General features: G+C 74.5%; 22 protein-coding genes. 15 read left to right on the top strand and 7 right to left on the bottom strand.

Annotated features, from left to right (window positions below; all coding sequences use genetic code 11):
- Positions 1-143: 143 nt before the first annotated feature.
- The 5 genes from AAG589_RS05595 to AAG589_RS05575 all read right to left on the bottom strand — a co-directional run bounded on the left by AAG589_RS05595 (position 144) and on the right by AAG589_RS05575 (position 7,022).
- Entirely contained in the window at positions 144-1,190 is a 1,047-nt protein-coding gene (locus AAG589_RS05595) for a beta-ketoacyl-ACP synthase III (protein ID WP_430566285.1), read from the bottom strand.
- Positions 1,191-1,280: 90 nt separating this feature from the next.
- Complete coding sequence (locus tag AAG589_RS05590; RefSeq protein WP_430566284.1) at positions 1,281-3,317, bottom strand: rhamnogalacturonan lyase; 2,037 nt, start codon at positions 3,315-3,317, stop codon at positions 1,281-1,283.
- A complete protein-coding gene (locus AAG589_RS05585) occupies positions 3,314-5,320 on the bottom strand; it encodes a rhamnogalacturonan acetylesterase (protein WP_430566283.1) in 2,007 nt (668 codons plus the stop codon). Before AAG589_RS05585 ends, AAG589_RS05590 begins: the two co-directional genes overlap by 4 nt.
- A gap of 205 nt (positions 5,321-5,525) precedes the next feature.
- Complete coding sequence (locus AAG589_RS05580) at positions 5,526-6,206, bottom strand: SprT-like domain-containing protein (RefSeq protein ID WP_430566282.1); 681 nt, start codon at positions 6,204-6,206, stop codon at positions 5,526-5,528.
- Positions 6,207-6,317: 111 nt separating this feature from the next.
- Complete coding sequence (locus tag AAG589_RS05575; RefSeq protein ID WP_430566281.1) at positions 6,318-7,022, bottom strand: FadR/GntR family transcriptional regulator; 705 nt, start codon at positions 7,020-7,022, stop codon at positions 6,318-6,320.
- 183 nt (positions 7,023-7,205) lie between these two features.
- Here AAG589_RS05575 and AAG589_RS05570 point away from each other — a divergent pair, with 183 nt between their 5' ends.
- From AAG589_RS05570 to AAG589_RS05560, 3 genes are read left to right on the top strand one after another with little or no spacing between them, the layout of a single operon-like run.
- Positions 7,206-8,024 carry a (Fe-S)-binding protein gene (locus AAG589_RS05570; RefSeq protein ID WP_430566280.1) on the top strand — a complete coding sequence of 273 codons (819 nt, stop codon included), beginning with the start codon at positions 7,206-7,208 and terminating at the stop codon, positions 8,022-8,024.
- Positions 8,021-9,598: a LutB/LldF family L-lactate oxidation iron-sulfur protein gene (locus AAG589_RS05565; protein WP_430566279.1), complete on the top strand. Its 1,578-nt coding sequence runs from the start codon at positions 8,021-8,023 to the stop codon at positions 9,596-9,598. Before AAG589_RS05570 ends, AAG589_RS05565 begins: the two co-directional genes overlap by 4 nt.
- Complete coding sequence (locus AAG589_RS05560) at positions 9,595-10,329, top strand: LutC/YkgG family protein (RefSeq protein ID WP_430566278.1); 735 nt, start codon at positions 9,595-9,597, stop codon at positions 10,327-10,329. Before AAG589_RS05565 ends, AAG589_RS05560 begins: the two co-directional genes overlap by 4 nt.
- 89 nt (positions 10,330-10,418) lie before the next feature.
- Here AAG589_RS05560 and AAG589_RS05555 read toward each other — a convergent pair whose 3' ends face one another.
- Entirely contained in the window at positions 10,419-11,591 is a 1,173-nt protein-coding gene (locus tag AAG589_RS05555; protein ID WP_430566277.1) for an endo-1,4-beta-xylanase, read from the bottom strand.
- A 172-nt stretch (positions 11,592-11,763) separates the two neighbouring features.
- Between AAG589_RS05555 and AAG589_RS05550 the strand changes: the two genes are divergently transcribed.
- From AAG589_RS05550 to AAG589_RS05540, 3 genes are all read left to right on the top strand, one after another.
- The gene (locus AAG589_RS05550; protein ID WP_430566276.1) at positions 11,764-12,429 is read left to right on the top strand and encodes a uridine kinase family protein; all 666 of its coding nucleotides are present in this window, start codon (positions 11,764-11,766) and stop codon (positions 12,427-12,429) included.
- 42 nt (positions 12,430-12,471) lie between these two features.
- Positions 12,472-12,846, top strand: coding sequence for a VOC family protein (locus AAG589_RS05545; protein ID WP_430566275.1), 375 nt, complete (start codon positions 12,472-12,474; stop codon positions 12,844-12,846).
- A gap of 122 nt (positions 12,847-12,968) precedes the next feature.
- Complete coding sequence (locus tag AAG589_RS05540; protein WP_430566274.1) at positions 12,969-14,213, top strand: glycosyltransferase; 1,245 nt, start codon at positions 12,969-12,971, stop codon at positions 14,211-14,213.
- A 19-nt stretch (positions 14,214-14,232) separates the two neighbouring features.
- Here AAG589_RS05540 and AAG589_RS05535 read toward each other — a convergent pair whose 3' ends face one another.
- A complete protein-coding gene (locus tag AAG589_RS05535) occupies positions 14,233-15,249 on the bottom strand; it encodes a LacI family DNA-binding transcriptional regulator (protein WP_430566273.1) in 1,017 nt (338 codons plus the stop codon).
- 248 nt (positions 15,250-15,497) lie between these two features.
- Between AAG589_RS05535 and AAG589_RS05530 the strand changes: the two genes are divergently transcribed.
- The 9 genes from AAG589_RS05530 (at position 15,498) to AAG589_RS05490 (ending at position 26,036) form a co-directional block, all read left to right on the top strand.
- On the top strand, positions 15,498-16,634 hold the full coding sequence (locus AAG589_RS05530) for a Gfo/Idh/MocA family protein (RefSeq protein WP_446719709.1): 1,137 nt from the start codon (positions 15,498-15,500) through the stop codon (positions 16,632-16,634).
- An 86-nt stretch (positions 16,635-16,720) separates the two neighbouring features.
- Positions 16,721-17,914: a dihydrodipicolinate synthase family protein gene (locus AAG589_RS05525; RefSeq protein ID WP_446719708.1), complete on the top strand. Its 1,194-nt coding sequence runs from the start codon at positions 16,721-16,723 to the stop codon at positions 17,912-17,914.
- Positions 17,911-18,801: a sugar phosphate isomerase/epimerase family protein gene (locus tag AAG589_RS05520; RefSeq protein WP_430566270.1), complete on the top strand. Its 891-nt coding sequence runs from the start codon at positions 17,911-17,913 to the stop codon at positions 18,799-18,801. Before AAG589_RS05525 ends, AAG589_RS05520 begins: the two co-directional genes overlap by 4 nt.
- 240 nt (positions 18,802-19,041) lie before the next feature.
- Positions 19,042-19,473, top strand: a complete 432-nt coding sequence (locus AAG589_RS05515; protein ID WP_430566269.1) for an iron chaperone — start codon at positions 19,042-19,044, stop codon at positions 19,471-19,473.
- Between the two features lie 65 nt (positions 19,474-19,538).
- Positions 19,539-19,877 carry a PadR family transcriptional regulator gene (locus AAG589_RS05510; RefSeq protein WP_430566268.1) on the top strand — a complete coding sequence of 113 codons (339 nt, stop codon included), beginning with the start codon at positions 19,539-19,541 and terminating at the stop codon, positions 19,875-19,877.
- The gene (locus tag AAG589_RS05505; protein ID WP_430566267.1) at positions 19,874-20,353 is read left to right on the top strand and encodes an HAAS signaling domain-containing protein; all 480 of its coding nucleotides are present in this window, start codon (positions 19,874-19,876) and stop codon (positions 20,351-20,353) included. The genes AAG589_RS05510 and AAG589_RS05505 overlap by 4 nt, the downstream gene beginning before the upstream one ends.
- Before the next feature lie 138 nt (positions 20,354-20,491).
- The gene (locus tag AAG589_RS05500) at positions 20,492-22,015 is read left to right on the top strand and encodes a glycoside hydrolase family 43 protein (RefSeq protein ID WP_430566266.1); all 1,524 of its coding nucleotides are present in this window, start codon (positions 20,492-20,494) and stop codon (positions 22,013-22,015) included.
- The gene (locus AAG589_RS05495) at positions 22,015-23,979 is read left to right on the top strand and encodes a DUF6807 family protein (RefSeq protein WP_430566265.1); all 1,965 of its coding nucleotides are present in this window, start codon (positions 22,015-22,017) and stop codon (positions 23,977-23,979) included. The genes AAG589_RS05500 and AAG589_RS05495 overlap by 1 nt, the downstream gene beginning before the upstream one ends.
- Before the next feature lie 581 nt (positions 23,980-24,560).
- A complete protein-coding gene (locus tag AAG589_RS05490) occupies positions 24,561-26,036 on the top strand; it encodes a pectinesterase family protein (protein WP_430566264.1) in 1,476 nt (491 codons plus the stop codon).
- Positions 26,037-26,056 lie beyond the last annotated feature (20 nt).

Genomic DNA, 26,056 nt, shown 5'->3' with positions numbered 1-26,056 from the left:
GGGTAAGCGGTTTCCGACAGCCTACCCGAGCCGCGCCGCCGCCCCCACCCTCGTTCGCTCGAACTACCTCGCGGGCCGGGGAACTACCTCGGCGAGGAAGGGACTACCTCGCGGGGTACGGGACTACCTCGCGGGGCACGGGACTACCTCGACGGGGTGATGACGACCTGGCCGGCCCAGGTGAAGCCGCCGCCGAAGCCGAAGAGCAGCGCGGGGGTGCCCGCCGGGATCTTGCCCGCGTGCCACCACTTGGACAGCCCCATCGGGATGGAGGCGGCGGACGTGTTGCCGGACTCCGTGATGTCGGCGAGCACGACGCGGTCCTCGAGGCCCAGCGACTTGGCCAGCGGCTCGATGATCCGCAGGTTCGCCTGGTGCGCGGCGAGCACGCCGATGTCGTCCAGCGTGAGGCCCGAGGCCTCCACGATCCGGCGGGCGCGGTCGGCCGCGCGGGTGATGGCCCACTTGAAGACGGCGCGGCCGTCCTGGACGAACGTGCCCGCCGGCTGCTCGATGACGACCGCCGGCGTCAGCTCCGGCTCGGAGCCCCACACGACCGCGCCGACGGCGGGCGTGTCGGCGGCCTGCAGCACGACCGCGCCCGCGCCGTCGGCGGTGAGGATGCAGGTGCTGCGGTCGGACCAGTCCGTGACGGACGTGAGCTTCTCCGCGCCGACGACCACGGCGGTGCGGGCGGACCCGGCGCGGATGGCCTGGTCGGCGACGCCCACGGCGTACGCGAACCCGGAGCAGGCGGTGTTGAGGTCGATGACGGCGGGCCCGACGACGCCCCGCAGGTCCGGCTCGTCCTCGCCCTCGGGGGTGCTGGCGCCCGGCTGCACGCCCGTGCGCAGCGCGTACGCCACGCGGCCGGCGGTGTTGGGCGAGCGGTCGACGGCGGTCGTGGTCGCGACGACCACGAGGTCGACGTCGGTGCCGGCGATCCCGGCGTCCTCGAGCGCGTGCCGGGCGGCGGCGGTCGCCATGTCCGCGACGGTGACGTCGTCGGCCGCGACGTGCCGGGTGACGATGCCCGTGCGCGAGCGGATCCACTCGTCGTTGGTCTCGACGAGCTGCGCGATGTCGTCGTTGGTCATGACCCGCTCGGGCTGGTGGTGTCCCAGGCCGACGATGCGGGAACCGGCGGCGCCCTTCGGCAGCGACAGGGCGGGGGCGGTGGACTCACTCATGGAGCGATCATCCCACCGCACCCGCCCTGGGTTTCGACAGGCTCAACCAGCGGAACCCCGGGTTTCGGCAGGCTCACCCAGCGAACGAGGTCAGCGGCCGACCTTCTCCCCCGGCCGCGCCGGCGTCGTGAACGCCAGGGCCGGGGCGGCGGGCCGCGCCATCCCCTCGCCGAGGAAGTACGACGTGTGCGGCGGCTGGTTGTAGGCGGTGTTCTGCCAGGCGACGCCGAGCCGGTAGACCGGGTCGGACATGAGGGTCCGCAGCCGGTGCTCGGTCGGGATCGTGGTGGTCGCGATCCGCAGCGCCGTCGAGTCCTCCGTACGGGTCACGAGCTCCTCGCGCCAGTCGCCGAACAGGTCCGCCTGCAGGGCGGGGTTGCCCTTCGTGTCGTTGTTCGACAGCGTGCCGGTGGCCCGGTAGATCTCCGTCTCGGTGCCGTTCTCGTAGTCCCACTTCGAGATCGTCGGCACGCCCGTGCGGGGGCCCTCGTCGAAGTCGTGGTCGCCGATCTCGGCGAGCAGGTCGCCGTCCCACCAGGTGAGGAAGTTGGCGGCCGGGATGGTGTTGCCGATCAGCTCGCCGGACGCGGCGTGCAGCTCGCCCACGCGGGAGTTCCACGCGGCGTCCCCGCCGACGGCCCAGCCCTCGGCGCCCGCGTGGCGCGGGTCGATGTCGCCCGCGGCCGCGCGGCCGGTGTCCCGCGTGGCGGGGATGGACCACAGCACCTCGCCCGTGGCGGCGTCGCGGAACGTCGCCCCGACGTTGCCGGACTTCGTCATGTCCTCGTGGGCGGCGAACACCTCGAGCCCCGGTCGCGACGGGTCGAGGTCCCCGACGTGCAGCGAGTCCCCGTGCCCGAGCCCGGTGTCGTACAGGGCCGAGCCGTCGTCGTCGATCGTCATGGAGCCGTAGACGATCTCGTCCTTCTGGTCGCCGTCGACGTCCGCGACAGCCAGGTTGTGGTTGCCCTCGCCCTCGTGCTGCTTGCCCTGCTCGTCCGAGTCGAAGACCCACCGCCGCGTCAGGTGCGCGCCGTCGAAGTCGTACGCCGCGATCACGGCCCGCGTGTAGTAGCCGCGGGCGAAGATCGCGCTGGGGTGCTCGCCGTCGAGGTAGGCCGTGCCGGCGAGGAAGCGGTCGACGCGGTTGCCGTACCCGTCGCCCCAGTCGGCGACCGTGCCGCGCGGCGGCGTGTAGTCGACGGTGTCCACCGCGGCGCCCGTCTCGCCGTCGAAGACGGTGAGGAACTCCGGCCCGTCCAGCACGTAGCCGGACGCGTTGCGGTGGTCGGCGTCGGCGTCCCCGATCACCGTGCCCGCGCCGTCGACCGTGCCGTCCGCCGTCTTCGTCATGACCTCGGCGCGGCCGTCGCCGTCGTAGTCGAACACCTGGAACTGCGTGTAGTGCGCGCCCGCCCGGATGTTGCGCCCCAGGTCGACGCGCCACAGCCTCGTGCCGTCCAGCTCGTAGGCGTCGAGGTACACGGTGCCGGTGTACCCGCCCTTGGAGTTGTCCTGCGAGTTGGTCGGGTCCCACTTGAGCACGATCTCGTACTTCCCGTCGCCGTCGACGTCGCCCACGGACGCGTCGTTCGCCCGATAGGAGTAGGCCTTGCCGTCGGGCGTGATGCCGTCGGCGGGCTTGTCGAGCGGGACGTCGAGCGTCTGGGAGCCCCAGACCGTGAACGGGTCGGTGGCCCAGCGCTCGACGGTGCTGCCGCCGGAGACGGCGCTGATCCGGTACGTGGAGCCGGCGGTGCCGTCCGGGTCGGTGAGGTTGGTCGAGCCGGTGATCGGCCGGTCGGTGATGCGCGTGCCGTCGCGGTAGACGTGGAAGCCGATCGCCTCCGGGTCGTCGCCGAGCATGCGCCAGCCGACGTACACGCCGTCGTCCTCGCCCAGGGCGACGGCGACCGGCGAGCGGTCGATCCGCTCCGCCTGCCGCTTCAGCGCGGTCGTGCCCGCGCTGCTGCCTGCGCCGGTGACGGCGGCGGCCGCGTCGTCCGCTGCCGACGCGGGCGTCATCGCGCACAGCGGCAGCACGAGCCCGAGCGCCACGGCTCCCACGGCCAGCGGGCGGGCCGTGCGGCGGGTGCGGGCCGTGCGGTGCGTGCGTGGTCCGGTCATCGGTCCCCTCCAGAGATGGTGGTCGCGGTGTCGTCGACCCGCGTGATGGTCAGCCCGTTCAGCCAGCCGTCGGCGACGACGTCCAGGCGGCCGTCGGTCACGACGACCGGGTCGAGCTCGCGGGTGGACGTGGTGCCCTTGGTCGACTCCTGGGCGGCGAACTCGGTGCCCTCGACCGTCACCCCGAGCCGCGCGACGCCCAGCGGGTCGCCCCACTCGACGGACACCGCGTAGGTGCCGTCCGGGACGTCGACGGCGAACGGGGTGTCGGAGCTCGGCAACAGGAAGTCTCGCTGCAGCGACGTCGGCGCCGGGTCGAACGCCAGGCCACGGTCGCGGCCGTCCGGACCGGCGTCCGCCCGGAACCCGTACCCGGCCGCCGCGGTGTAGCGCGTGCGCTCGTCCACCGAGGCGTAGCCCGCCTGCGTCGTCCCGACGGCCGGCTGGAAGTCGAACCGGTACTGGGACACGGCGTCGGCCAGCGGGATGTCGAGCGCCCGCGTGCCCTCCGCCACCAGGCGCGCCATGTGCGAGGCGCCGTTCGCCTGGAAGTGGGTGTCGTCCGCGGTGCCGTCGGGGCGGTCGGCGAACTCGCCGGGCGCCGTGTGCAGGAAGAGGTTCTTCGATCCCTCCGGACCGAGCTCGTTCAGCAGCGCGCGGCTGGAGGCCGACAGGTCGACGAGCGGGGTGCCCGTCTCCTCGGCGAGCGCCTTCGCCTCGTCGACGTACGCGCCGAACGAGACGTTCGCCTTCCCGGAGGCGTCGAAGCTGCGCCGCGAGACCGGGGTGACGAGGATCGGCGTGGCGCCGCGCTGCTTCGCGCCGTCGACGAACGTGCGCAGGTAGTTGCGGTAGTCGGCGGGCGCCGCGTAGCGGTCGTCGACGCCATAGCTGTTGTCGTTGTGCCCGAACTGCACGTACAGGTAGTCGCCCGGCTTGATCTGGGTGAGGACCTCGTCGAGCCGGCCCTGGCTGATGAAGTTCTTCGACGACCGGCCGCCGATGGCGTGGTTGTCGACGGTCACGTCGTCGGAGAGGAAGCCGTCGATCATCTGCCCCCAGCCGGCCTGCGGGATCCAGTAGTCGGTGTAGCTCTGCACGGTCGAGTCGCCGGTCACGTACACGGTGGGCTTCTCCCCCGCGCCGCGCGACGGCTTCGGGGTGATCGTCAGGCCGGCCAGGTGCGCCGCGTCGCCGGCGAAGTCGAGGTTGAGCTGCCCGTCGACCAGGGCGATGTCGAACTCGGTCTCGAGGAACTCGCCGGCGGGCTTCTGGGTGGCCGGCACCTTGGCCATCTGCTCGGCGGTGATCGCGATGTCGGTGGCCGCCTCCGGGTCGCCCGCGACGACGCCGACGGTGTAGTCGCCGGCAGGCAGGTCCACGACGAGCTCCGTGTCCCCGACGGTGACCAGGTCGGAGCGCAGGGCGTCGTCGCCGCCGCGGTCGGTCGCCGTGACCTTCGACGGGTCCACGAAACCGAGCCGGTGGTCCGCGTCGTAGGCCGTGCCCGCGTCGACGGGCGTCGCGCCGTCGGCGACGGCGCCGTCACCGAGGTCGAGCGTGAGACCGCCCTCGGGGATCTCCGGGTCGGCCACACCGTCGCCGACCAGCGTGCCGACGGCGGCGGCCGACGGGGCGGAGAGCGCGCCGTCGGCGCCGATCGCCTGCGCGCGGTAGTAGTGCACGGCGGTGGTGTCGACGTCGTCGGTGGCGTAGACAGTGCGCTCGTCCGTGCGCGCCACCTCGGTGTACTCGCCGTCGACGGCGTCGCTGCGCGAGAGCACGTAGCCGGTGGCGCCGTCCACCTCGTTCCACCGCATCGACAGCGCGCCGTCGACGGCGTGCGCGACACGGACGGCGGTGGGCGCGGGGACGGCCGCGGACGCGGGAGCGGCCGCGGACAGGCCCGCGAGGAGCAGGCCGACGGTCGTCGCCCCGGCGGCCAGGCCGCGGCAGGCGGCGCGCGCCGCGGGACGGCCCGGTGGATGGGTAGCGCTTTCCATCGATGAACGCGGAAGGCGGTGCTGTGCTGTCACTGGTGCTCACCTCGAGGTCTCGTCGTCGAGCCGCCCTCGGCAGCCATCGTCGGCCGCCGAGGTTGAATGGATTCAAGCAGGTGGTGCGCGACCATGATGCCCGTCGACCGGGGCAAGCACAACCCCAGGTCACGGCCCTGTCAGGGCCGTGCGACCCCGCGGGCGACGCCGGTCAGGGGCGCTCCACCAGGCCGAACGGCACCGTGAGCACCGACCTGCCGACCCGCAGATGGAACCGCGTCCGGCCGCGCTTCAGCAGCGTGCCGACGACGCCGTCGTACCGCCCCGGGGCGACCACCCGCAGCGGCTCCCCCGGCCGCACGCCCGCCGGGTCGACCTCCGGCGCGACGCGGGCCGGGGCCCCGCCTGGAGGTCCCGACATCGGATCCCCGAGCTCGGGCACCGGCCGGCCCCGGTAGGTCCACGTCAGCAGGTGGCGCCGATCGAAGACGGGCGAGCAGCGCGCGCAGGCCTGCGGCCGCTGCGGACGGCGGAAGCGCGTCACGCGGTGCCCGGCCGGGCAGAGACCGACCCAGTCGCCCTCCACCTCTGGGCTGTCCTCGCGCACCACGCGGCGACCGGTCGAGCCGATCGACCGCGCCGTCGCGCGCCACACCGCGTCGTGCCCGTGCCGCGCGCCGGCGAGCGCGTGCGCGATCTCGTGCAGCACCACCTCGCGCACGTCCGCCTCGTCGTACAGCTCCGTCAGGGGTCCCGACAGGCTGATCTCGCGGCGGTCGTAGCGGCACAGGCCCGCGCGCCGCCGCGCCCCGTCGAACCGGAACGTCCAGCCCGACAGCCGGTGCTCGGCCATGAGGCCGCGCGCCAGCCGCGCGGCGTCGTCCCGATCCATGTTCCACCCCCGTCGGCGTCTCGCCGTCGGCAGGACGCTATCGCCCGGCGCCGACCCCCGGGCAGCCGTCGTCCACAGGCCCGTCGGAGCGCCCCGTCGTCACCCGGAGCGTCAGACCCCGGCCTCGCGGGAGAAGCCCTCGATGTGCGCCTTCACCGCGGCGGAGGCGGCCGCGGCGTCCCCGGCGCCGACCGCGTCGAGCACCGCCCGGTGCTCGGCCCGCAGCCGGGCCGCGGTGCGCGGCCACGACGGCAGCCGCTCGATCCCCACGGCGACGTACCCGCCGATGGCGCCGCGCAGCCCGGTCATCACGGCCTCCACCAGCACGTTGCCCGCCATCCGCACGAACTCGAGGTGGAACGCCTGGTCGAGCTCGAGGAACTCGGCCGCCGGCACGTCGTCGTCCTCCATCCGCCCGAGGAGCCGGCGCGCCTCCTCGAGGTGGGCGGCGGCACCCGGCGCGAGGTCCGTGGCCCGCTCGGCCGCCTGCGCCACCGCCCACGACTCGAGCAGCACCCGCGTCGCGACGACGTCCCGTACCGGCAGCGTGCCGGTGGCGACGTGCAGCCGCACCGCGGCCCCCAGGCCGGCGGCGGGTCGATCGATGACGACGGCGCCCGCGTTCGGTCCGGAGCCGACGCCCGGGCGCACGATGCCGAGGGCGTCGAGCACGCGGATCGCCTCGCGGACGGAGGGGCGGGAGACGCCGAGGTCCTCCGCGAGCGCCCGCTCGCCGGGCAGCCGCTCGCCGAGGCCCCAGCGGCCGGCGGCGATGCCTTCCTCGAGGTAGGCGAGGACTCGTTCGTGGGTGCGCACCGGCCCAGAGTAGCCGCCCCGCAGCACTGTGGCCTGACCTCATCCGGTACAGTGCCCTGCACATGGTCCGACCACACACCGCGACGGGGCGCGTCAGCGTTCCCGTGGCGGCCCGCCGGCGGCCCGACCATCCTGAAGGAAGGCCGCACCACGGCCCGCACACCAGCAGCAACTAGGAGTCGCATGCGTATCGCCCTCGCAGCCCAGTGCATCGCCGACACCCTGTTCCCCGGAGCGCCGCGTGCCACCGTGCGGCTCCTCGAACGGCTCGGCCACGAGGTGGTCTTCCCGGCGGGCCAGGCGTGCTGCGGGCAGATGCACGTCAACACCGGCTACTTCCGCGAGGCCGTCCCCGTGATCCGCAACCACGTGGAGACGTTCGCGCCCGTGGCGGACGGCGAGTGGGACGCCGTCGTCATCCCGTCCGGGTCGTGCACCGGCTCGGTGCGCCACCAGCAGGCGATGGTCTGCCGCCGCGCCGGCCTGGACGACCTCGCCGCCACCGCGGAGGCGGTGTCCGCCAAGACGTACGAGCTGTCCGAGCTGCTGGTCGACGTGCTCGGCCTCACCGACGTCGGCGCCTGGTTCCCGCACCGCGTCACGTACCACCCGACCTGCCACTCGCTGCGGATGCTGCACGTGGGCGACAAGCCGCTCAAGCTGCTGCGCGCCGTGGAGGGCATCGACCTGGTCGAGCTGCCCGCGGCCGACTCGTGCTGCGGGTTCGGCGGCGCCTTCGCGCTGAAGAACGCCGACACGTCGGCCGCGATGCTCGAGGACAAGGCCGCGAACGTGCGCGGCACGGGCGCCGAGGTGCTGACCGCCGGCGACATGTCGTGCCTCATGCACATCGGCGGCGGCCTGTCCCGGCAGGGCACCGGCATCCACGCCCTGCACCTCGCCGAGGTGCTCGCCTCCACCCGCGAGGAGCCGACGCCCATGCCCGAGACGACGTTCACGCGGCCGGGACGGCCCGAGAAGCGGACGGAGGCCGCCCGATGAGCCGCACGTTCCTCGGCCTGCCGCGCACGCTGCGCCGCCCCGACGACGACGGCGCCGACGAGCCGTTCGGCCCCGTCCCCCACCCGCAGGAGCCGCTGCGCTGGGGCGACGACTTCCCCGCCGCCGCGAAGCAGACCCTGAAGAACGACCAGCTGCGCCGCAACCTCGGCCACGCCACGCAGGTCATCCGCACCAAGCGCGCCGCCGTCGTCGGCGAGGTGCCCGACTGGGAGGCGCTGCGCGACGCCGCTTCCGGGGTGAAGCAGCAGGTGATGGCCCAGCTGCCGGACCTGCTGCAGCAGCTCGAGGAGAACGTCGTCGCGCGCGGCGGCGTCGTGCACTGGGCCCGCGACGCGGCGGAGGCCAACCGGATCGTCGCCGACATCGCGAAGGCCAAGGGCGCCGACGAGGTGGTCAAGGTCAAGTCGATGGCCACCCAGGAGATCGGGCTGAACGAGGCGCTGGCCGACGAGGGCATCGCCGCCATCGAGACCGACCTGGCGGAGCTCATCGTGCAGCTCGCCGACGACATGCCGTCGCACATCCTGGTCCCCGCCATCCACCGCAACCGGTCGGAGATCCGCGACATCTTCCTGGCCCGGATGGGCGACGCCCCGCCCGACCTGTCCGACGTGCCGCGCGAGCTGGCGATGGCGGCCCGCGCGCACCTGCGCCGCAAGTTCCTGTCGGCCAAGGTGGCGGTCAGCGGCGCGAACTTCGCCGTCGCGGACACGGGCACGCTCGCCGTCGTCGAGTCCGAGGGCAACGGGCGCATGTGCCTCACGCTGCCCGAGACGCTCGTGACGGTGATGGGCATCGAGAAGCTCGTGCCCACCTTCGACGATCTCGAGGTGTTCCTCCAGCTGCTGCCCCGGTCGTCCACCGGCGAGCGCATGAACCCGTACACGTCCCTGTGGACCGGCGTCACCGAGGGCGACGGGCCGCAGGAGTTCCACCTCGTGCTGCTCGACAACGGCCGCACCGACGTCCTGGCCGACGAGGTCGGCCGTTCGGCGCTGCACTGCATCCGCTGCTCCGCCTGCCTCAACGTGTGCCCCGTCTACGAGCGGGTGGGCGGCCACGCCTACGGCTCGGTGTACCCCGGGCCGATCGGGGCCATCCTCACGCCGCAGCTCACGGCGTCGACCGGAGGCGTCTCCGGGCACCACGACCCGAACGCCTCCCTGCCGTACGCCTCCACCCTGTGCGGCGCCTGCTACGAGGTCTGCCCGGTGAAGATCGACATCCCGTCGATCCTCGTCGACCTGCGCGCCCGCGAGGTGGACGCCGACCGGTCGTCGCGCGGCGTCGACCCGTGGCGGACGGCGATGAAGGCGGCGTCGTGGGTGATGTCCGACGGCGACCGCTTCGCCCTCGCCGGTCGTGCGGCCACGCTGGGCAGCGGGCTGGGCGGCCGCGACCACGCCATCTCGCTGGCGCCGCCGCCCGCGTCGGCGTGGACGAAGGCGCGCGACCTGCCCGCGCCGCCCCGGCAGACGTTCCGCCAGTGGTGGAAGGCCGAGCACGACGCCCCGCCGGTCGAGCCTGTCGAGACCCAGGAGGACGGACGATGACCACCGCACGCACCGAGGTCCTGGCGCGGGTGCGCGCGGCGCTGGGTCAGACCGGCTCCGGCACGACGCCGTCCGGCACGGTCGGCACGGCGCCGCACCCGGAGCCCGTGCCGCGCGCCTACCGCGCCGCCGGGGAGCACGCCGTCGGCTCGGCGGAAGTGATCGAGCAGCTCGTCGACCGGCTGGTGGACTACAAGGCCCACGTCCACGAGGTCACCGACGACGCCCTGCCCGCCACGATCGCCACCCTCGTGACGGACCTGTCAGAGCCAGGCGGGGGTATGGACCGACCTGGCTCTGACAGGTCGTTGCGGGTGGTGGTCCCCGCCGGGCTGGACGACGCGTGGCTGGCGGCGCTGCCGGCGGACGTCGACGTCGTGCGCGACTCGCGCGAGCACCCGCTCGCCGCGACGGAGCTCGACGCGGTGGACGCCGTCGTCACCGCCGCACGGGTCGCGATCTCCGAGACGGGCACGATCGTGCTCGACGGCGAGCCCGACCAGGGCCGGCGCGCGATCTCCCTGGTGCCGGACGTGCACCTCTGCGTCGTGCGCACCGACCAGGCGGTGCAGACCGTGCCGGAGGCGGTCCGCCTGCTCGGCGCGCACCCGGAGCGCCCGCTCACCTGGATCTCCGGCCCCAGCGCGACGTCGGACATCGAGCTCGACCGCGTCGAGGGCGTGCACGGCCCGCGCACGCTGCACGTGCTGCTCGTCGCACCGGCCGGCTGACCCGGGCGAGCACCGGCACGACGCTCCCCGGCACGACGACGGCGTGCGGACCCGTTCGGGCCCGCACGCCGTCGTCGGCCGTGCGGCCGCTACGCGGTCCGACCGGGCTCGTTCAGACCCGGCGGCGTGCGCGGGGACGTGCCGGGGGTGGCGTCGGTGAGGCCGTCGAGCAGCGCGAAGTACGCCGGCTTCTTCTCGAAGTCCTCGGTCATGATCGCGGCGTACCCCTCGGGGAAGACGCCGGGCACCCACGAGCGCCCGTCGTCGAAGCCCCACACGGTGAAGCTCGTGCAGGCGGAGACGTCGAGGCACGCCTGGAGCAGCCGGTCGTACCGGTCCGCCTGGGCGGCGATCTGCTCGGCGGTGGGCTCGCCGTCGTCGCCGAGCGGCATCCGGACGTCCGCCTCGGTGACGGCCACCTTGAGGCCGAGGTCCGCGAACCGCTCGAAGTTCGCCCGCATCGAGTCGTCGAAGCCGTACTGGAGGCTCAGGTGGCTCTGCGCCCCGAAGCCCTGCAGCGGCGCCCCGTCGGCCAGCAGCTCCTGGGCGAGCGCGTAGTAGGCGTCGGTCTTGGCGTTGATGCCCTCCGCGTTGTAGTCGTTCATGAACAGCAGCGCGTCGGGGTCGGCCTCGTGCGCCCACCGGAACACGTCGCCGATGAGTCCGACCGGGTCGTCCGAGCACGCCTTGAGGAACGGGTTGGCCTCGGTGCGCAGGCGCACGCCGCCGGCGTCCCAGTCGTCCTGCATGACCTCGTTGATCACGTCCCACTCGTAGATCTCGCCGGCGTAGCGGCCGACGACGGTCCGGACGTGGTCCTCGAGGACGTCGCGCGCCTCGTCGCACGTCCAGGTCTTGCTCGCCTCGGTGACCCACTCGGGGTTCTGGCTGTGCCAGAGCAGCGTGTGCCCCCGCACCTCCTGGCCGTTCGCCTTCGCGAAGGCGACGACGGCGTCCGCGCCGGAGAAGTCGTAGACGCCCGGCTCGGGGTGGAGCTCGGCCCACTTCATGTCGTTCTCCGGGGTGAGCGAGCCGAACTCGGCCCCGAGGATCGTCTGGAACTCGGTGGGGTTCTTGCGGTCGTAGCCGATCAGCTCGTTCTGGCCCCACACGGCGCTGCCGATCTCGAGGTCGTGCGGGGCGGCGGAGCGCAGGGTGGGGTCCGGTCGGGCGGCCTGCGCCGCGGGGACGGTCAGGGCGAGCACGGTGACGGCCGACGCCGCGACGGCGGCCGCGCGCCTCAGCTGCGGGGAATGGGACATCGTTGTTCCTCTCCGGTCGGGTCTTCCACGGCTCGGGCGAGCCGTCGAACGGGTCCGACGTGGTGCAAGGTAGCGATGTCGATAACGTTTTCGCAAGAGGTAGGGCGGGCGGTTCTCCGACCCCGGACGCCGCGGTCGTCAGGGCCCTACGAAGGCCGCACAATGGATGCCCGTGACCCACAGCGCGCTCCCCGGGAACGAGCCGGCGGACGAGTCCGACGCCCTCTTCGACGTGCCGCCCGGCGCGCGCCGTCCCGCCCGGCGGATCGTGCTGCTCACGGGCCCGTCCGGCTCGGGCAAGACGGCGCTGACGCGACGCCTGGGGCTCCCCGTGATGAACCTCGACGACTTCTACCACGACGCCGACTTCCCCGGGATGCCGATGCGGTACGGCATCGTCGACTGGGACGACCCGCGCAGCTGGGACTCCGGGGCGGCGATGGACGCGCTGCGCGCCGTGGTCCGCACCGGCCGTGCCGACGTGCCGGTCTACGACATCCCCACCTCGCGCCGCACCGGCGCGACGGTGCTCGAGGCCGGCGCCGCGCCCGTCGTCGTCGCGGAGGGCATCTTCGCGGCGGAGCTCGTGGCGGCGTGCCGGGCCGAGGGGATCCTGGCCGACGCGATCTGCCTCGGCCAGCCGCGCGTCGTGAACTTCTGGTTCCGGTTCCTGCGCGACGTCGCCGAGTCGCGCAAGCCGCTACCGACGCTGGTGCGCCGGGGCTGGGGCCTGCTGCGGGCGGAGCCCGCGCTCGTGCGCCGGTGGACCGACCTCGGCTGCCGTCTCGCCACCCCCGCGCAGGCGGAGCGGGACATCCGCGCGCTGCTCGCCCCCTGAATTCGCTGCAGCACCGGCCGCCCCTCCCCCTACGGTGAGCGCATGGCAACGGTGAGGAAGTTCCAGGTCACGTTCGACTGCGCCGACCCGGCCCGCGTCGCCCACTTCTGGTGCGAGGTGCTCGGGTACGTCATGCCCGAGGGGGTGGACTGCGTCGCACAGGATCCGACCGGCGAGGGCCCGCGGCTGTACTTCCAGAAGGTGCCCGAGGGCAAGGTCGTCAAGAACCGCGTGCACCTCGACGTCCGCGTCGGCACCGGGCTGGTCGGCGACGAGCGGCTGGCCGCGCTGCGCGCGGAGCAGGCGCGCCTCGAGCCGCTGGGCGCCGTCCACCTGTGGACGCAGCTCGCCGACGGCGAGGAGGAGTCCTGCATCACCATGCAGGACGTCGAGGGCAACGAGTTCTGCATCGACTGAGCCCGGCTCGGCGACGGCCAAGACGTCGCCACGAACGCCCTTCGACGCGTCATGAGAATGTCACACGCCGGTCATCCGCCCCACACCATCGCCGCTCACGCTGGGGGCAGGAGGTGGTCCCCATGGCCGAGCTGTACGTCGAGCGTGGTGTCGAGCGGTACGTCGAGCACGGAGCTCTTCGGGTCCTGTCCCTCTACGAGGGATTCTTCAGCGGCGGCGCCCGCGTGCTGCACTCGTCCGTGGTGGCGGGCCTGCACGGGCAGGGCCGGCAGCGGCACGCGGCGCTGAGCATCCACGACGAGGTGCGGCGCGACGCCGCTCTGCAGCGGATGGTCGACGACCGCCGGTACCGGCAGCTCACGGCCGCCGGTGTACGGGTGACGTCGCTCGGCCGGTCCTCCGAGGTGCCCCACGACCCGGAGGTCCTCACCGACGCCGAGGCCGAGGTGCTGGCGCGGGCGCTGCGCGGCACGGACGTCGTCCTCTCCCTCAAGGAGCAGCCGCTGCGGCTGCTCGCGCACCCCGAGGTGCTCCCCGACCGCCCGGTGGTCGCCTGCCTGCACCGCTCCGACCCCGAGCACCAGGGCTCGGGCCTCGGCCACCTGCTGCGCGCGGCGGACGACGGCCGCCTCGCCGCCGTCGTCTGCTGCGCCGAGTCCACGCGCGCCGCCTACGAGGCCGCGGGCGTGCCCGCCCACCTGCTGCGCGTGATCCCGAACGGCGTCGACCTGACCCGCTTCCGGCCGGCGCGGCCCGCGCGCCGCCTCGCCGTCCGCGGGGCCCACCGCCTGCCGGCGGACGGGACCGTCGTGACGTACGCGGCGCGCTACGACGCGATGAAGAACCCCCGCCTGTTCGTCGCCGCGGCCCGCGAGCTGCTGGGGGCCGACGCCGACGCGCACGTCGTGATGTGCGGGTCGGGCATGAGCCCCACCAACCCTGACCTGGCTGCCGACCTGCACGACGCGTTCGGCGACCGGCCCGACCTGCTGGCGCGCGTGCACCTGCTCGGGGTGCGGCACGACATGGAGCAGGTTCTCGCGGCCTCGGACGTCGTGGCGCTCACGTCGGCCTTCGGCGAGGCGGCGCCGCTGTGCCTCATCGAGGGTGCGATGTGCGGCGCGGTCCCCGTGACGACGCCGGTGGGCGACAGCGCGCGGATCGTGGACGGCATCGGGCTCGTGACCGGCTTCGAGCCGGCGGAGATCGCGGCGGCGTGGCGCGAGGCGGCCGCGCGGCGCGACGCCCTCACCGGGGCGCTCGTCGCGGCGCGGCCGCGGTTCAGCCACGTCCGGATGCTCTCGGGGTACGCCTCCACGATCGAGCGCGCGCACCGCGGGCTGGGGCTGACGCTCGCCCGCGCCTGACCGGCCCCGCGGCCGCCCGTCAGCGCGTGGAGTCGCGCAGCCGCACCTCGAAGCCCACCTCGGTGACGGCGCCCGGCGCCGCGTCGCCGACGGCGGCCTGCACGGCGAGGCTGCCCATCTCCTCCAGCGGGATGCGCACGGTGGACAGGGCGGGCGTGTGGTCGCGCAGCGTCGGGACGTCGTCGAACCCGGCCACGCGCACGTCGCGTGGCACCTCGACGCCGAGCTCTCGCAGGCGCGCGATGAGCCCGATCGCCATGACGTCCGTGACGGCGAACACGCTCAGCGGCTCGCCGCCGGCGGGCTCGGCGCGCACGAGCTCGGCGACGTCGTCGCCGGCCGCGTAGCCGCCGTCCCGCGAGAACTCGGTGACCAGCACCTCCGCCACCTCCCCGCCGCCGGCGCGGGCGGCGGCGGCGAACGCCTCGGTCCGCTCGCGCGACGTCACGACGCGCGCCGGACCGCCGAGCACGACGAACCGCCGCTGCCCCTGCGCCAGGAGCGCCTCCGCGAGCGCCCGCGCGCCCGTGGCGTTCGGCGGGCGGACCACCGACCCGTCGCCCACCGGCTGGCCGACGATCACCGACCGGCCTCCGGCGGAGACGAACGCGCCGAGCTCGGCCGCGAGCGCGGCGTCCTCGTCGGGAGTCCACCGCGTGCCGGCGACGACGACGGCGTCCACGCGGTGCGCGGCGAAGGCGGCCACCGCCTCCCGCTCCGCCTCCGGGTCGCGGCCGGTGGAGGCGAGCAGCACGAGGCGACCGCTCGCCCGCGCCGCGGCCTGGGCGCCGGCGGCGATGGACGAGAAGTACGGGTCGGAGATGTCCTGCACCACGAGGCCGAGCAGCCCCGACCGGGCGCGCGCCAGGGCCTGGGCCTGGGCGTTCACGACGTACCCCAGCTCCGCGGCAGCGGCCTTGACCCGGCCGACCAGGTCCTCCCCGGGCTGCCGCGCCGACCCGTTGAGCACCCGCGACGCCGTGGCGAGGGAGACCCCCGCGCGGTCGGCGACGTCCTGCAGCCTCGCTCGTGCCACCTGCTCCTCCTGCTCGTCCGTGCGGGCCCACCCGCTGTGCACCGCCCGCTGTCGCCGGCGGCGCCGTCGCCTCCGGCGGCGGCACGCCTTGACGCGCTCGCCGGGGACACCTTACCGTGGGCTGGAAAGCGCATTCCTCGTCGTCTTCGCGGCGGGGCCTCGCGCCCGCCATCCGGCGACGCCGTGCGGCGTCGACGACGACGAAGGAGTCCCGAGTGAGCACACCCACGCGCACGCTGCGCATCGCGATGAACGGCGTCACGGGCCGCATGGGCTACCGCCAGCACCTCGTGCGCTCGATCCTGCCGATCCGCGAGCAGGGCGGCGTGGAGCTGCCCGACGGCTCCCGCGTGCAGGTGGAGCCCGTCCTCGTGGGGCGCAGCGAGTCCAAGCTGGCCGAGCTGGCCGCGAAGCACGGGGTCACCGAGTACACGACCGACCTCGACGGCATCATCGCCGACCCGGCCACGGACATCGTCTTCGACGCCTCGATGACGTCGCTGCGCGCCAAGACCCTCACCAAGGCCATGCAGGCGGGCAAGCACGTCTACACCGAGAAGCCGACCGCCGAGACGCTCGCCGAGGCGATCGAGCTCGCGAAGCTGCGCGAGGAGACCGGCGTCACCGCCGGCGTCGTGCACGACAAGCTCTACCTGCCGGGCCTGGTCAAGCTGCGCCGCCTCGTCGACGAGGGCTTCTTCGGCCGCATCCTGTCGCTGCGCGGCGAGTTCGGCTACTGGGTGTTCGAGGGCGAGCACCAGGCCGCCCAGCGCCCGTCGTGGAACTACCGCAAGGAGGACGGCGGCGGCATGACCACGGACATGTTCTGCCACTGGAACTACGTCCTCGAGGGCATCCTCGGCTCCGTCAAGACGGTCAACGCCCAGACGATCACCCACATCCCCGCCCGCTGGGACGAGCAGGGCAAGGAGTACGCCGCCACCGCCGACGACGCCGCGTACGGCATCTTCGAGATCGAGACGCCGGACGGGGACCCGGTCGTGGCGCAGATCAACTCCTCCTGGGCCGTGCGCGTGTACCGCGACGAGCTGGTGGAGTTCCAGGTGGACGGCACGCACGGCTCCGCCGTCGCCGGGCTGCGCAAGTGCGTCGCCCAGCAGCGCGCGCACACCCCCAAGCCGGTATGGAACCCGGACCTGCCCGTCACGGAGCCGTTCCGCGACCAGTGGCTCGAGGTGCCCGCGAACGCCGACCTGGACAACGGCTTCAAGCTGCAGTGGGAGGAGTTCCTGCGCGACGTCGTCGCCGGGCGCCCGCACCGCTTCGACCTGCTCTCGGCCGCTCGCGGCGTGCAGCTCGCCGAGCTGGGCATGCAGTCGTCGGCCGAGGGCCGCCGCCTGGACGTCCCGGAGATCTCGCTGTGACCGGGCGGTCGCTGGTCGAGCCCGTCGAGACCCGGTCCCTGAGCCTGTCGAAGGGCGCGCCCGAGCTGACGCCCAGCGGCGTCACCGTGCGCCTCCCCCGGTTCGACGGCGCGGGCCGCGCCACCGGCACGGAGGTGCGCGAGCTCAACGCGCCGGGCCCGTGGCACGCGCCGGCGTCGCCGATCACCTCGCGCGTGGCGTTCGCCGCGGCGCACGTGGTGCCGCAGGTCGGCGCCGAGAACGTACCCGGCGCGCCCGCCGTCGTCGACTGGGACGCGACGCTCGCCTACCGGCACGAGATCTGGCGCTTCGGCCTCGGCGTCGCCGACGCCATGGACACCGCCCAGCGCGGCATGGGCCTCGACTGGTCCGCGACGCAGGAGCTGGTGCGCCGGTCGTCGGCCGAGGCCGCGTCCGTCGGCGCGCGCATCGCGTGCGGCGCGGGCACCGACCAGCTCGACCCGGCGTCGGTCGAGCCCGGCGAGGCCGGCCTCGCCGCGGTGATCGACGCCTACCGCGAGCAGGTGCACGTGGTGCAGGACGCCGGGGCGCAGGTCATCGTCATGGCCTCGCGCGCGCTGGCGAAGGTGGCCCGCTCCCCCGAGGACTACGCCCGCGTCTACGACGCCGTGCTGGCCGAGGCCGACCAGCCCGTCGTCCTGCACTGGCTGGGCACGATGTTCGACCCGGCGCTGGCGGGCTACTGGGGGTCGGACGACGTGGAGTCGGCGACCGCCACGTTCCTCGACCTCATCAAGGCCCACCAGGACAGGGTCGACGGCGTCAAGGTGTCGCTGCTCGACGCGCAGCACGAGATCGGCCTGCGCCGGGCGCTCGCCGCGCTCGACGGCTCCCCCGTGCGCCTGTACACCGGCGACGACTTCAACTACCCCGAGCTCATCGCCGGCGACGAGCAGGGCCACTCCGACGCCCTGCTCGGCATCTTCGCGGCGATCTACCCCGCGGCGTCCACCGCGCTGCAGGCGTTCGACGCCGGGGAGGCAGGGCGCGGCCACGCGATCCTCGCCTCCACCGAGAAGCTGGGCCGGCACATCTTCGCCGCGCCCACGTACTACTACAAGACCGGCGTGGCGTTCCTGTCCTGGCTGAACGGCTTCCAGGCCGGGTTCCAGCTGGTCGGCGGCCTGCAGTCCGGCCGCTCGCTGGCGCACCTCGTGGAGCTGGCGCGCCTGGCCGACGGCTGCGGCATGCTGCTCGACCCGGCGCTCGCGGCCAAGCGCCTCGACGCCCTGCTCGTCACCAACGGGGTGACCGCATGACCGGGACGGCGGACCTGAGCCGCTGCTCCCTCAACACCGCGACCGTCAAGCACGCGACCCTGGCCGAGGCGGTCGACGCCGCGGCCGCCGCCGGCCTCGGCGCCGTCGGACTGTGGCGCCACCAGGTGCAGGAGCACGGCGCGGAGAAGGCGGCGCGCATCGTGTCGGACGCCGGCCTGCGCGTCTCGTCGCTGTGCCGCGGCGGGTTCCTCACGGCCGCCGACGAGGCGGGCATCGCCGCCGCGCTCGACGACAACAAGCGCGCCATCGAGGAGACGGCGGGCGTCGGCACCCGCGAGCTCGTGTTCGTGGTCGGGGGCCTGCCCGCCCTCAGCGAGCCCGGCCAGGGGCCGCGCCCCGACGCCGGACCTGGCGACCGCGACGTCGTCGCCGCCCGCGCCCGCGTGGCCGACCGGATCGCCGAGCTCGCGCCGTTCGCGGCCGAGCACGACGTCCGCATCGTGCTCGAGGCGCTGCACCCGATGTTCGCCGCCGACCGCGCCGTGATCTCCACCCTCGGGCAGGCGCTCGACCTCGCCGCGCCGTTCGCGCCCGAGACCGTGGGCGTCGTCGTCGACACCTACCACGTGTGGTGGGACCCGCAGCTGCGCGAGTCGATCGCGCGGGCCGGGGCCGAGGGCCGGATCGCGGGCTACCAGGTGTGCGACTGGAACCTGCCGCTCGCCGCCGACCCGCTCAACTCCCGCGGGCACGTGGGCGACGGCTACATCGACTTCCCGACCATCTCGCGCTGGGTCGCCGAGGCGGGCTACGCCGGGGACGTCGAGACCGAGATCTTCAACGAGGAGATCTGGGCCGCCGACCCTCGCGACACCGCCCGTACCGTCGGCGAGCGGTACGCGCGGCACGTGCTCCCGCACCTGTAAGGCGGCCCGCCCGCCCAGCACACCGGGCCTTGACACCCCGGTGCGGGCCTGTCGCCGACGCCGGCCCGCCGCACGACGCCCCGTCGCCTCACCGAGGCGGCGGGGCGTCGTCGTGCGCGGACCCAGGGCCCACACCGACCCGCACTGATCAGGAACGGAGAAGCGCGGCGGCGGGCCCGCTCCCTAGCCTGGCTCTCAGCGGCGCCGCACGGCGCCGCCTCACCGGCCAGGAGGAACGACATGACCACGTCCGAGGGTCTGAGCGCCGACGAGCGCGCGGCAGTGAAGCAGCGCGCCAAGGAGCTGCGCGAGCAGGAGAAGGCCGGCAAGAACCGCGCCGCGGGCGAGAAGGCGGTGCGCGAGGCGATCGAGCCGCTCGAGGGTTCCGACCGGGACATCGCCGAGGGCCTGTACCGGGTCGTCACGGAGGTCGCGCCCGACCTCGTGCCGAAGACCTACTACGGCATGCCGGGCTTCGCGAACGCCGCCGGCAAGATGGTGGTGTTCGTCCAGCCGGCCGCGAAGTTCAAGACCCGGTACGCGACGGTCGGCTTCGACCCCGCCGCCCAGCTCGACGACGGCGACTTCTGGCCGACGGCGTTCGCCGTCCTCGCCTGGACCCCTGCCCTCGAGGAGAGGCTCACCGCCCTGGTGCGCACGGCGGCGGGCTGACCACGCGGGGCGACCACGTCGGAGGCCGGTACCTTGCGACGCAAGAGTCTGCTACCTTGTGTCGCATGGTACCGACCTCCGACGTGGTCCTCACCCAGCTCCGCAAGGGAGTCGTGGAGTACTGCGTCCTGGCCTGCCTGCGCACGGCCCCGGCGTACGGCCTCGAGCTCGCCGAGCGCCTCGGCGCCACGAGCACCCTGCTGACCAGCGAGGGCACCCTCTATCCGCTGCTCTCTCGGCTGCGCCAGCAGGGCTGGGTCACGACGACGCAGGTCGCGTCGGCGATGGGCCCGCCGCGCCGGTACTACGAGCTCACGGCCGAGGGGCGGGCGGCGCTCGAGACGTTCGCCGCCACCTGGGCCCGCTTCACGGAAGACGTCCGCACGACCCTGGAGCCACGATGACCACAGCCCCCGCATTCCCGCCGCTGATCGAGGCCTACCTCGCCGACCTCGAGCGCGCCCTCGCCGCGAGCGAGCCCCGCGAGCGCGCCGAGACGCTCGCCGCGGTGCGCGAGCACGCGGCCGAGTCCCTCGCGCTGCATGGCTCGGACGACGCCGGCGCCCGCCGCGTGCTCGACGAGCTGGGCCCGGTGGACGCCATCGCCGCCGCCTCGACCCCGGCTCCGGCTGCCGCCGCGGCGCCTGTGGCGCCGGCTTCCCCCACGCCGGCAGCCGACGTCTGGCTGGTCGTGCTCGCCGTCGCCTCGCTGGCGCTCTTCGTGATCCCGCTCGTCGCCGCCGCGGTGGTGGTGTGGGCGCTGGTCCGGCTCCGTTCCGGCGCCGGGAACCGTGGCCTGCAGAAGTTCGCGCTCGTCGTGGGCGCCGTCTCCTTCGTGGGGGCGGTGGCGCTCTTCGTGTCGCACGTGCTGGCCGGCTGAGGGGCCCAGAGGGGCGGTCCGCCACGGGTCGGGCGTTCCCTCCGACGGAAACCGGTTGCTAGGCTGGGCACAGCACGGCGGGAACCGGTTTCTCACGGTTTCTCGCCGACTGTCCCAGCGACGTGACGGAAGGCGACCATGACCCACTACAGCAACCCGGTCCTCGACGCGGACTGGCCGGACCCCGACGCCGTGCGCGTCGGGGACGACTACTGGCTGATCGCGTCCAGCTTCAACCGCGCGCCCGGGCTGCCCGTGCTGCACTCGCGCGACCTCGTGTCCTGGGAGCACGTGGCCAACGCGCTGCCGGCGCTGCCGCCCGCCGGCCACTACGCGCTCCCCCGGCACGGCTCCGGGGTGTGGGCGCCCAGCCTGCGCCACCACGACGGGCTGTTCTGGATCGTCTACCCCGACCCGGACCACGGCATCTTCGTCCTCACCGCGGCCGACCCGCGCGGACCCTGGTCCGAGCCCTGGTGCCTGCTGCCGGGCAAGGGCCTCATCGACCCCTGCCCCCTGTGGGGCGACGACGGCCGCGCCTACCTCGTGCACGGCTGGGCCAAGAGCCGGGCCGGGGTGAAGAACCGGCTCACCGTGGTCGAGGTGGACCCCGGCCTGCGCCGCCCCGTCGGGCCGGCGCGCACCGTGATCGACGGCGACGAGCTGGCCGGGTTCCGCACCCTCGAGGGCCCCAAGCTGTACCAGCGCGACGGCTGGTACTGGATCTTCGCCCCCGCGGGCGGGGTGTCCACGGGCTGGCAGACGGCGTTCCGGTCGCGCTCCGTCTGGGGTCCGTACGAGCACCGCGTGGTGCTGGCCCAGGGCGACACCCCGGTCAACGGCCCGCACCAGGGCGCGTGGGTCGACACCCCGGACGGCGACGACTGGTTCCTGCACTTCCAGGACCGCGACGCCTTCGGGCGCGTGGTCCACCTGCAGCCGATGACCTGGGACGACGGCGGCTGGCCGGTGCTGGGCGACGGAGGGTCCCCGGTGCTCACCCATCCGACTCCGGTCGAGGGCGCCGAGCCCGGCGAGCCGGTGCGCAGCGACGACTTCGCCGTCCCCGGGCTCGCGCACCGCTGGCACTGGCAGGCGAACCCGGCCGACGGCTGGGCGGTCGCCGACGGCGGCGGGACGCTGCGGCTGCCGGCGCAGCCCTCGCCGCGGGGCAACCTGCGCGACCAGGGGGCCGTGCTCTGCCAGCAGCTGCCCGGGCAGCCGAGCACCTGGGAGACCCGCGTCGACCTCACGGGCGACGCCCCCGGCACCCGGGCCGGCGTCGTCGTGCTCGGCCGCGAGTACGCGTGGGCGGGCCTCGTGCGCACCCCCGTGGGCGTCGAGATGACCGTGCGGCGCGGCGGCACCTACGGCGACGAGGAGACCGTCGCGCAGGAGCCGGTGCCCGCGGGCGCGACGGGCGTCGTCGTCCGCGCCGCCGTCGACGCGGAAGGCCTCGTCACCTGGGCCTGGCGCGCCGACACCGCCGGCGCGGACGCGGGGTGGCACGAGCCCGCGCCGCCGTGGCGGGCGGTCGTCGGGCACTGGATCGGCGCGGAGGTCGGCCTCTTCGCGAGCGCCCCGGTCGGGGCGGACCTGCGGCCGGACGACGGCGGCACCTTCGGCCCGGTGCGCGTCACCGTGGCCGGGAAGGAGGCCTGATGGCCCGCTCGGGCGGCCCCACGATCGACGAGGTGGCGGCGGCCGCCGGGGTGTCGCGGGCCACGGTCTCGCGGGTGATGAACGGCCGGGCCAGCGTCGCGCGGGACATCGCCGAGCGGGTGCGCGTCGCGGCCCAGGACCTGCGCTACCAGCCCAGCCGGGTGGCGCGCAGCCTGTCGCTGGGCCGCACCAACTCGGTCGCGCTGGTCGTGCCCGACCTGGCGAACCCGATGTTCCAGCAGATCCTGCGCGGCACGATGGCGGCGGCCGCGCCGCACGACTACCGCGTCCTGGTGGCCGACACCGCCGAGAACACGGCCGACGAGGCCGAGGTCGCGCTCGAGGCGCGCCTGCGGTGCGACGCCCTGGTCCTCGCCGCGCCGCGCACGTCCGAGGACGCGCTGCTGGAGCTCCTGCCGCGGCTGGAGCCGGTCGTCGTGGTCAACCGGCACGTGCCCGGCCTCTCCGTGCCGAGCGTCCGCGTCGACTACGGGGCGGGCGTGCGCAGCATGGTCGACCACCTGGTCGCGCTCGGGCACCGCGAGCTCGCGTACGTCGCCGGCCCCCGCTCGAGCGCGTCGAACGCGCTGCGCGCCCGCGCCCTCGACGACGCCCGCGAGCGCCACCCCGGCCTGCGCGTCACGACCGTGCCCTGCGGCCCCACCGTGGACGCCGGGTACCGCGCGGCGGACGCGGTGCTGGCCACCGGCGCGACCGGAGTCGTCGCGTTCAACGACCTGGTCGCGTTCGGCCTCCTCGCGCGGCTCAATGAGGCAGGCGTGGCGGTGCCGGGGGACATCTCGATCGGCGGCTTCGACGACATCGAGCTCGCCCGCTACGCGACGCCGTCGCTGACCACCGCCGCCGTGCCGCAGGCCGACCTCGGCCGCCGCGCCTGGGAGCTGCTGCACGCCCGCGTGCTGGGCACCGAGCGCACGCGGCTCGGCGCCGAGGGCATCGCCGTGCACGTGACGCCGGGGCTGGTGGTGCGGGGCAGCACGGGGCCGGTGCCGCCCGCGCGGCGGCTCGGCGTGACGTCGGCCGACCTCGCCGGGCGCGCCCACGCCCGCGACGACAGCATCCGGGCCCGGTGGCGGCCCGTCGACGACGACTGGGTGCTCGGCGTCGGCGACGACCGCCCCCTCGGCCGGTACTCCCGGGGCGACGGGATGCCCGGGGTGCACAGCCCGCGGCCGTTCCTGCACCCCGTGCACTCGGCGCAGGGCGTGGCGATGACGGCCAAGAGCCCGCTGGACCACCGCCACCACTACGGCGTCTCGATGGCCGTGGCCGACGTGGACGGCACCAGCCACTGGGGCGGGCGCACCTACGTGCGCGACCAGGGGCCGACGCTGCTCGCGAACCACGGCCGCCAGGAGGCCGGGCGCACCGAGGTGACCGATGACGGCGCCACCCTGACCCAGCAGCTGCGCTGGCTGGACGAGCGCGGCGGCGTGCAGCTCACGGAGGAGCGGCGCCTCACCGCGGTCGTGCTGCCGGAGGTCGACGCGTGGGTGCTCGGCTGGCGGGGCACCCTGCGGGCCGGGGACGCCGACGTCGAGATCGGCAGCCCGGCGACGAACGGCCGTCCCGGCGCCGGGTACGGCGGCTGGTTCTGGCGGCTCCCCTCGGCGGACGAGGCGTTCGCCCTGAGCCCCGACCGCGGCGCCGACGTGCACGGCTCGCGCTCCCCCTGGGTCGCCGTGGTGCGGCGGACCGGGACGGCCTGGACCACGCTGGTGCTGGCCCAGGCGTCCGGGGAGCCGGATCCCTGGTTCGCGCGCGTGGGCGACTACGTGGGGCTGGGTCCGGCGCTCGCCTGGGACACCGTGCGCACGGTGCCGGCCGGGTCGTCGCTCGAGGTCGACGTCGTGGCTGCGGTCGTGGACCGGCGGCTCGACATCACGAGCGCGGGGGACGTCGCCGCTCTTGCGGTCGGGCGGGTGGGGGCCGTCACGGGGTGAGCCGGTCACGGGTTCGGCGGTCGCTGGTTCGGTCGGTCCGCGACCTCGGTCGGTCCGCAACCTCGGTCGGGACGAGCGGGGCGGTGGTTTCTCCGCGGGGACGCGTTCACGGGCGCCAGGGCGCCCTCCACTTCGGGAGGGATACGTCCCCGCGGAGAAACCACCGCCCCGCTCTCGTCAGTTCCGCTTGCCACCTCCGTGGTCAGGACCGATACCACCCGGCCTCGCGATTGGTTCCGGCCGCTGAACTATTGACGAGAGGCACGGGTTCGGCTAGGTTCTGGGAAACCGGTTTCTGAGGCGTTTCCGGTCGCAGAGCGCGACGGGCACGGGAGGGTCGACACCGACGTCGGCCCGAGACAACGAGCAGCACCACCAGCACTGACCAGCAACGACAGGCACCATCGGGCACCGTCCGTGGTTCGACGGGCGCTCGACCGCCACCCGCTCGTCCCGACCCGAGGGCCACCGGCCCGAGTCTCACGAGAGGCGCGACGATGCCCTTCACCGTGGACCATCGACCCACACCGCACGGCACGACCCCACGTCCCCACCGCAGCGCACCGCGGGCCCGCCGAGCCGTGGCGGCCCTCGCGGTCCCGGTGCTCGGCCTGACGCTGCTCGGCCCGGCCGCGCACGCGGCACCCGGCACCGACCCCGACGCCGCGGGGCGGGCGCTCATGCACCGCATCGGGGCACCGCCCGTCACCACCGCGGACGGCCCGGTCTGGTCCCCCACCGCGACGGGCTTCGCGTCCGTGCCCACCGACGAGCTGCCCGACGGCACCACCGGCGGCGCGGGCGGCCGGACGGTCACCGCACGCGACGCCGCGGACCTGGCGGCCTACGCCGCGGCCGACGAGCCGCTGACGATCCTCGTGCAGGGCACCCTCGACGTGGAGCCGTTCGGCTCCATGATCGACGTCGCGAGCGACAAGACCATCGTGGGCGCGGCGTCGGGCGGCGAGCTCGTCGGCGGCGGGCTGCGGCTGCTCGAGGTCGAGAACGTCATCATCCGGAACCTGACCTTCCGCGACTCGTACGTCGCGGCGGACTGGGACGGCAAGAGCGACGACAACGACAACGACGGCATCCGCGTCGACACCTCCGACCACGTGTGGGTGGACCACAACGAGTTCGCGCGGCTCGGCGACGGGCAGCTCGACATCCGCAAGGACTCCACGGCCGTGACGGCGTCCTGGAACTCGTTCCACGACCACAACAAGACGCTCGGCGTCGGGTGGACGGACAACGTGGTGACCACGCTGACGCTGCACCACAACCGGTTCTCGAACGTGCACCAGCGCAACGGCAGCATCGACAACGTGGCGCTCGGCCACCTGTACAACAACTGGCTGTCCGGGGTGAGCTCGTACGGCACCACGTCGCGCGGCGGCTCCACGCTGCTGGTGGAGTCCAGCGTCTACGAGAACGCCCGCAACCCCCTCATCCTCAGCGGCGACGACGCGCGCCTGCACCAGCGCGGCAACGTGTTCCGCGGGAACTGGGGCGAGGAGCCGGCCGAGACCGGGCCGACGTTCGAGGCGTCCGACCTCTACGACTACACCGCCGACCCGGTCGAGGACGTCGTGCCGCTGTTGACCCGGTACGCCGGCACCCGCTCCACGCGCGACGACCGGCTCGGCCGGCAGGTCACCGTGGCGCAGGACGGCACCGGTGACTTCCTGTCGATCCAGGCCGCCGTGGGCGCGGCGTCGCGGTCGGCCCGGCCGGTCGAGGTCGTCGTCGAGCCCGGCACCTACCGCGAGGTGCTGACCGTCTGGCCCGGCGCCGAGGGCCTCACGATCCGCGGCGCCACCGGGGACCCGGCGGACGTCGTCGTCACCTACGACAAGCCGGCGCGCGACTGGGCCACCGCGACCGTCCTCGCCGACGGCGTGGCCCTGCGCGACCTCACGCTCGAGAACGCCTACGACGCCGAGGCGAACGGCCCCGCCGAGACCCTCGCCCTGCGCGACGCCGGCGACGGCACCGTGCTGGACGACGTCGAGCTGGTCGGCGGCGACGTCACGACCGAGGACCCCCGACTCCCCTGATCCCCTTCACCGACGAAGGA

Source organism: Isoptericola sp. F-RaC21 (assembly GCF_038593535.1).
Taxonomy (GTDB): domain Bacteria; phylum Actinomycetota; class Actinomycetes; order Actinomycetales; family Cellulomonadaceae; genus Isoptericola.
Note: the sequence above shows the minus strand (reverse complement) of the source record. Positions and strands in the feature narration are given on the sequence as shown.

What these genes read in the sequence shown, in the direction of transcription:
- AAG589_RS05570 (WP_430566280.1), top strand. Translation starts at nt 7,206, where the DNA reads ATGCGTATCGCCCTCGCAGCCCAGTGCATCGCCGACACCCTGTTCCCC.
- AAG589_RS05530 (WP_446719709.1), top strand. Translation starts at nt 15,498, where the DNA reads ATGAACGGCGTCACGGGCCGCATGGGCTACCGCCAGCACCTCGTGCGC.
- AAG589_RS05505 (WP_430566267.1), top strand. Translation starts at nt 19,874, where the DNA reads ATGACCACAGCCCCCGCATTCCCGCCGCTGATCGAGGCCTACCTCGCC.
- AAG589_RS05560 (WP_430566278.1), top strand. Translation starts at nt 9,595, where the DNA reads ATGACCACCGCACGCACCGAGGTCCTGGCGCGGGTGCGCGCGGCGCTG.
- AAG589_RS05580 (WP_430566282.1), bottom strand. Translation starts at nt 6,206, where the DNA reads ATGGATCGGGACGACGCCGCGCGGCTGGCGCGCGGCCTCATGGCCGAG.
- AAG589_RS05595 (WP_430566285.1), bottom strand. Translation starts at nt 1,190, where the DNA reads ATGAGTGAGTCCACCGCCCCCGCCCTGTCGCTGCCGAAGGGCGCCGCC.
- AAG589_RS05585 (WP_430566283.1), bottom strand. Translation starts at nt 5,320, where the DNA reads ATGGAAAGCGCTACCCATCCACCGGGCCGTCCCGCGGCGCGCGCCGCC.
- AAG589_RS05515 (WP_430566269.1), top strand. Translation starts at nt 19,042, where the DNA reads ATGACCACGTCCGAGGGTCTGAGCGCCGACGAGCGCGCGGCAGTGAAG.
- AAG589_RS05500 (WP_430566266.1), top strand. Translation starts at nt 20,492, where the DNA reads ATGACCCACTACAGCAACCCGGTCCTCGACGCGGACTGGCCGGACCCC.
- AAG589_RS05510 (WP_430566268.1), top strand. Translation starts at nt 19,539, where the DNA reads ATGGTACCGACCTCCGACGTGGTCCTCACCCAGCTCCGCAAGGGAGTC.
- AAG589_RS05590 (WP_430566284.1), bottom strand. Translation starts at nt 3,317, where the DNA reads ATGACCGGACCACGCACGCACCGCACGGCCCGCACCCGCCGCACGGCC.
- AAG589_RS05495 (WP_430566265.1), top strand. Translation starts at nt 22,015, where the DNA reads ATGGCCCGCTCGGGCGGCCCCACGATCGACGAGGTGGCGGCGGCCGCC.
- AAG589_RS05545 (WP_430566275.1), top strand. Translation starts at nt 12,472, where the DNA reads ATGGCAACGGTGAGGAAGTTCCAGGTCACGTTCGACTGCGCCGACCCG.
- AAG589_RS05520 (WP_430566270.1), top strand. Translation starts at nt 17,911, where the DNA reads ATGACCGGGACGGCGGACCTGAGCCGCTGCTCCCTCAACACCGCGACC.
- AAG589_RS05555 (WP_430566277.1), bottom strand. Translation starts at nt 11,591, where the DNA reads ATGTCCCATTCCCCGCAGCTGAGGCGCGCGGCCGCCGTCGCGGCGTCG.
- AAG589_RS05540 (WP_430566274.1), top strand. Translation starts at nt 12,969, where the DNA reads ATGGCCGAGCTGTACGTCGAGCGTGGTGTCGAGCGGTACGTCGAGCAC.
- AAG589_RS05565 (WP_430566279.1), top strand. Translation starts at nt 8,021, where the DNA reads ATGAGCCGCACGTTCCTCGGCCTGCCGCGCACGCTGCGCCGCCCCGAC.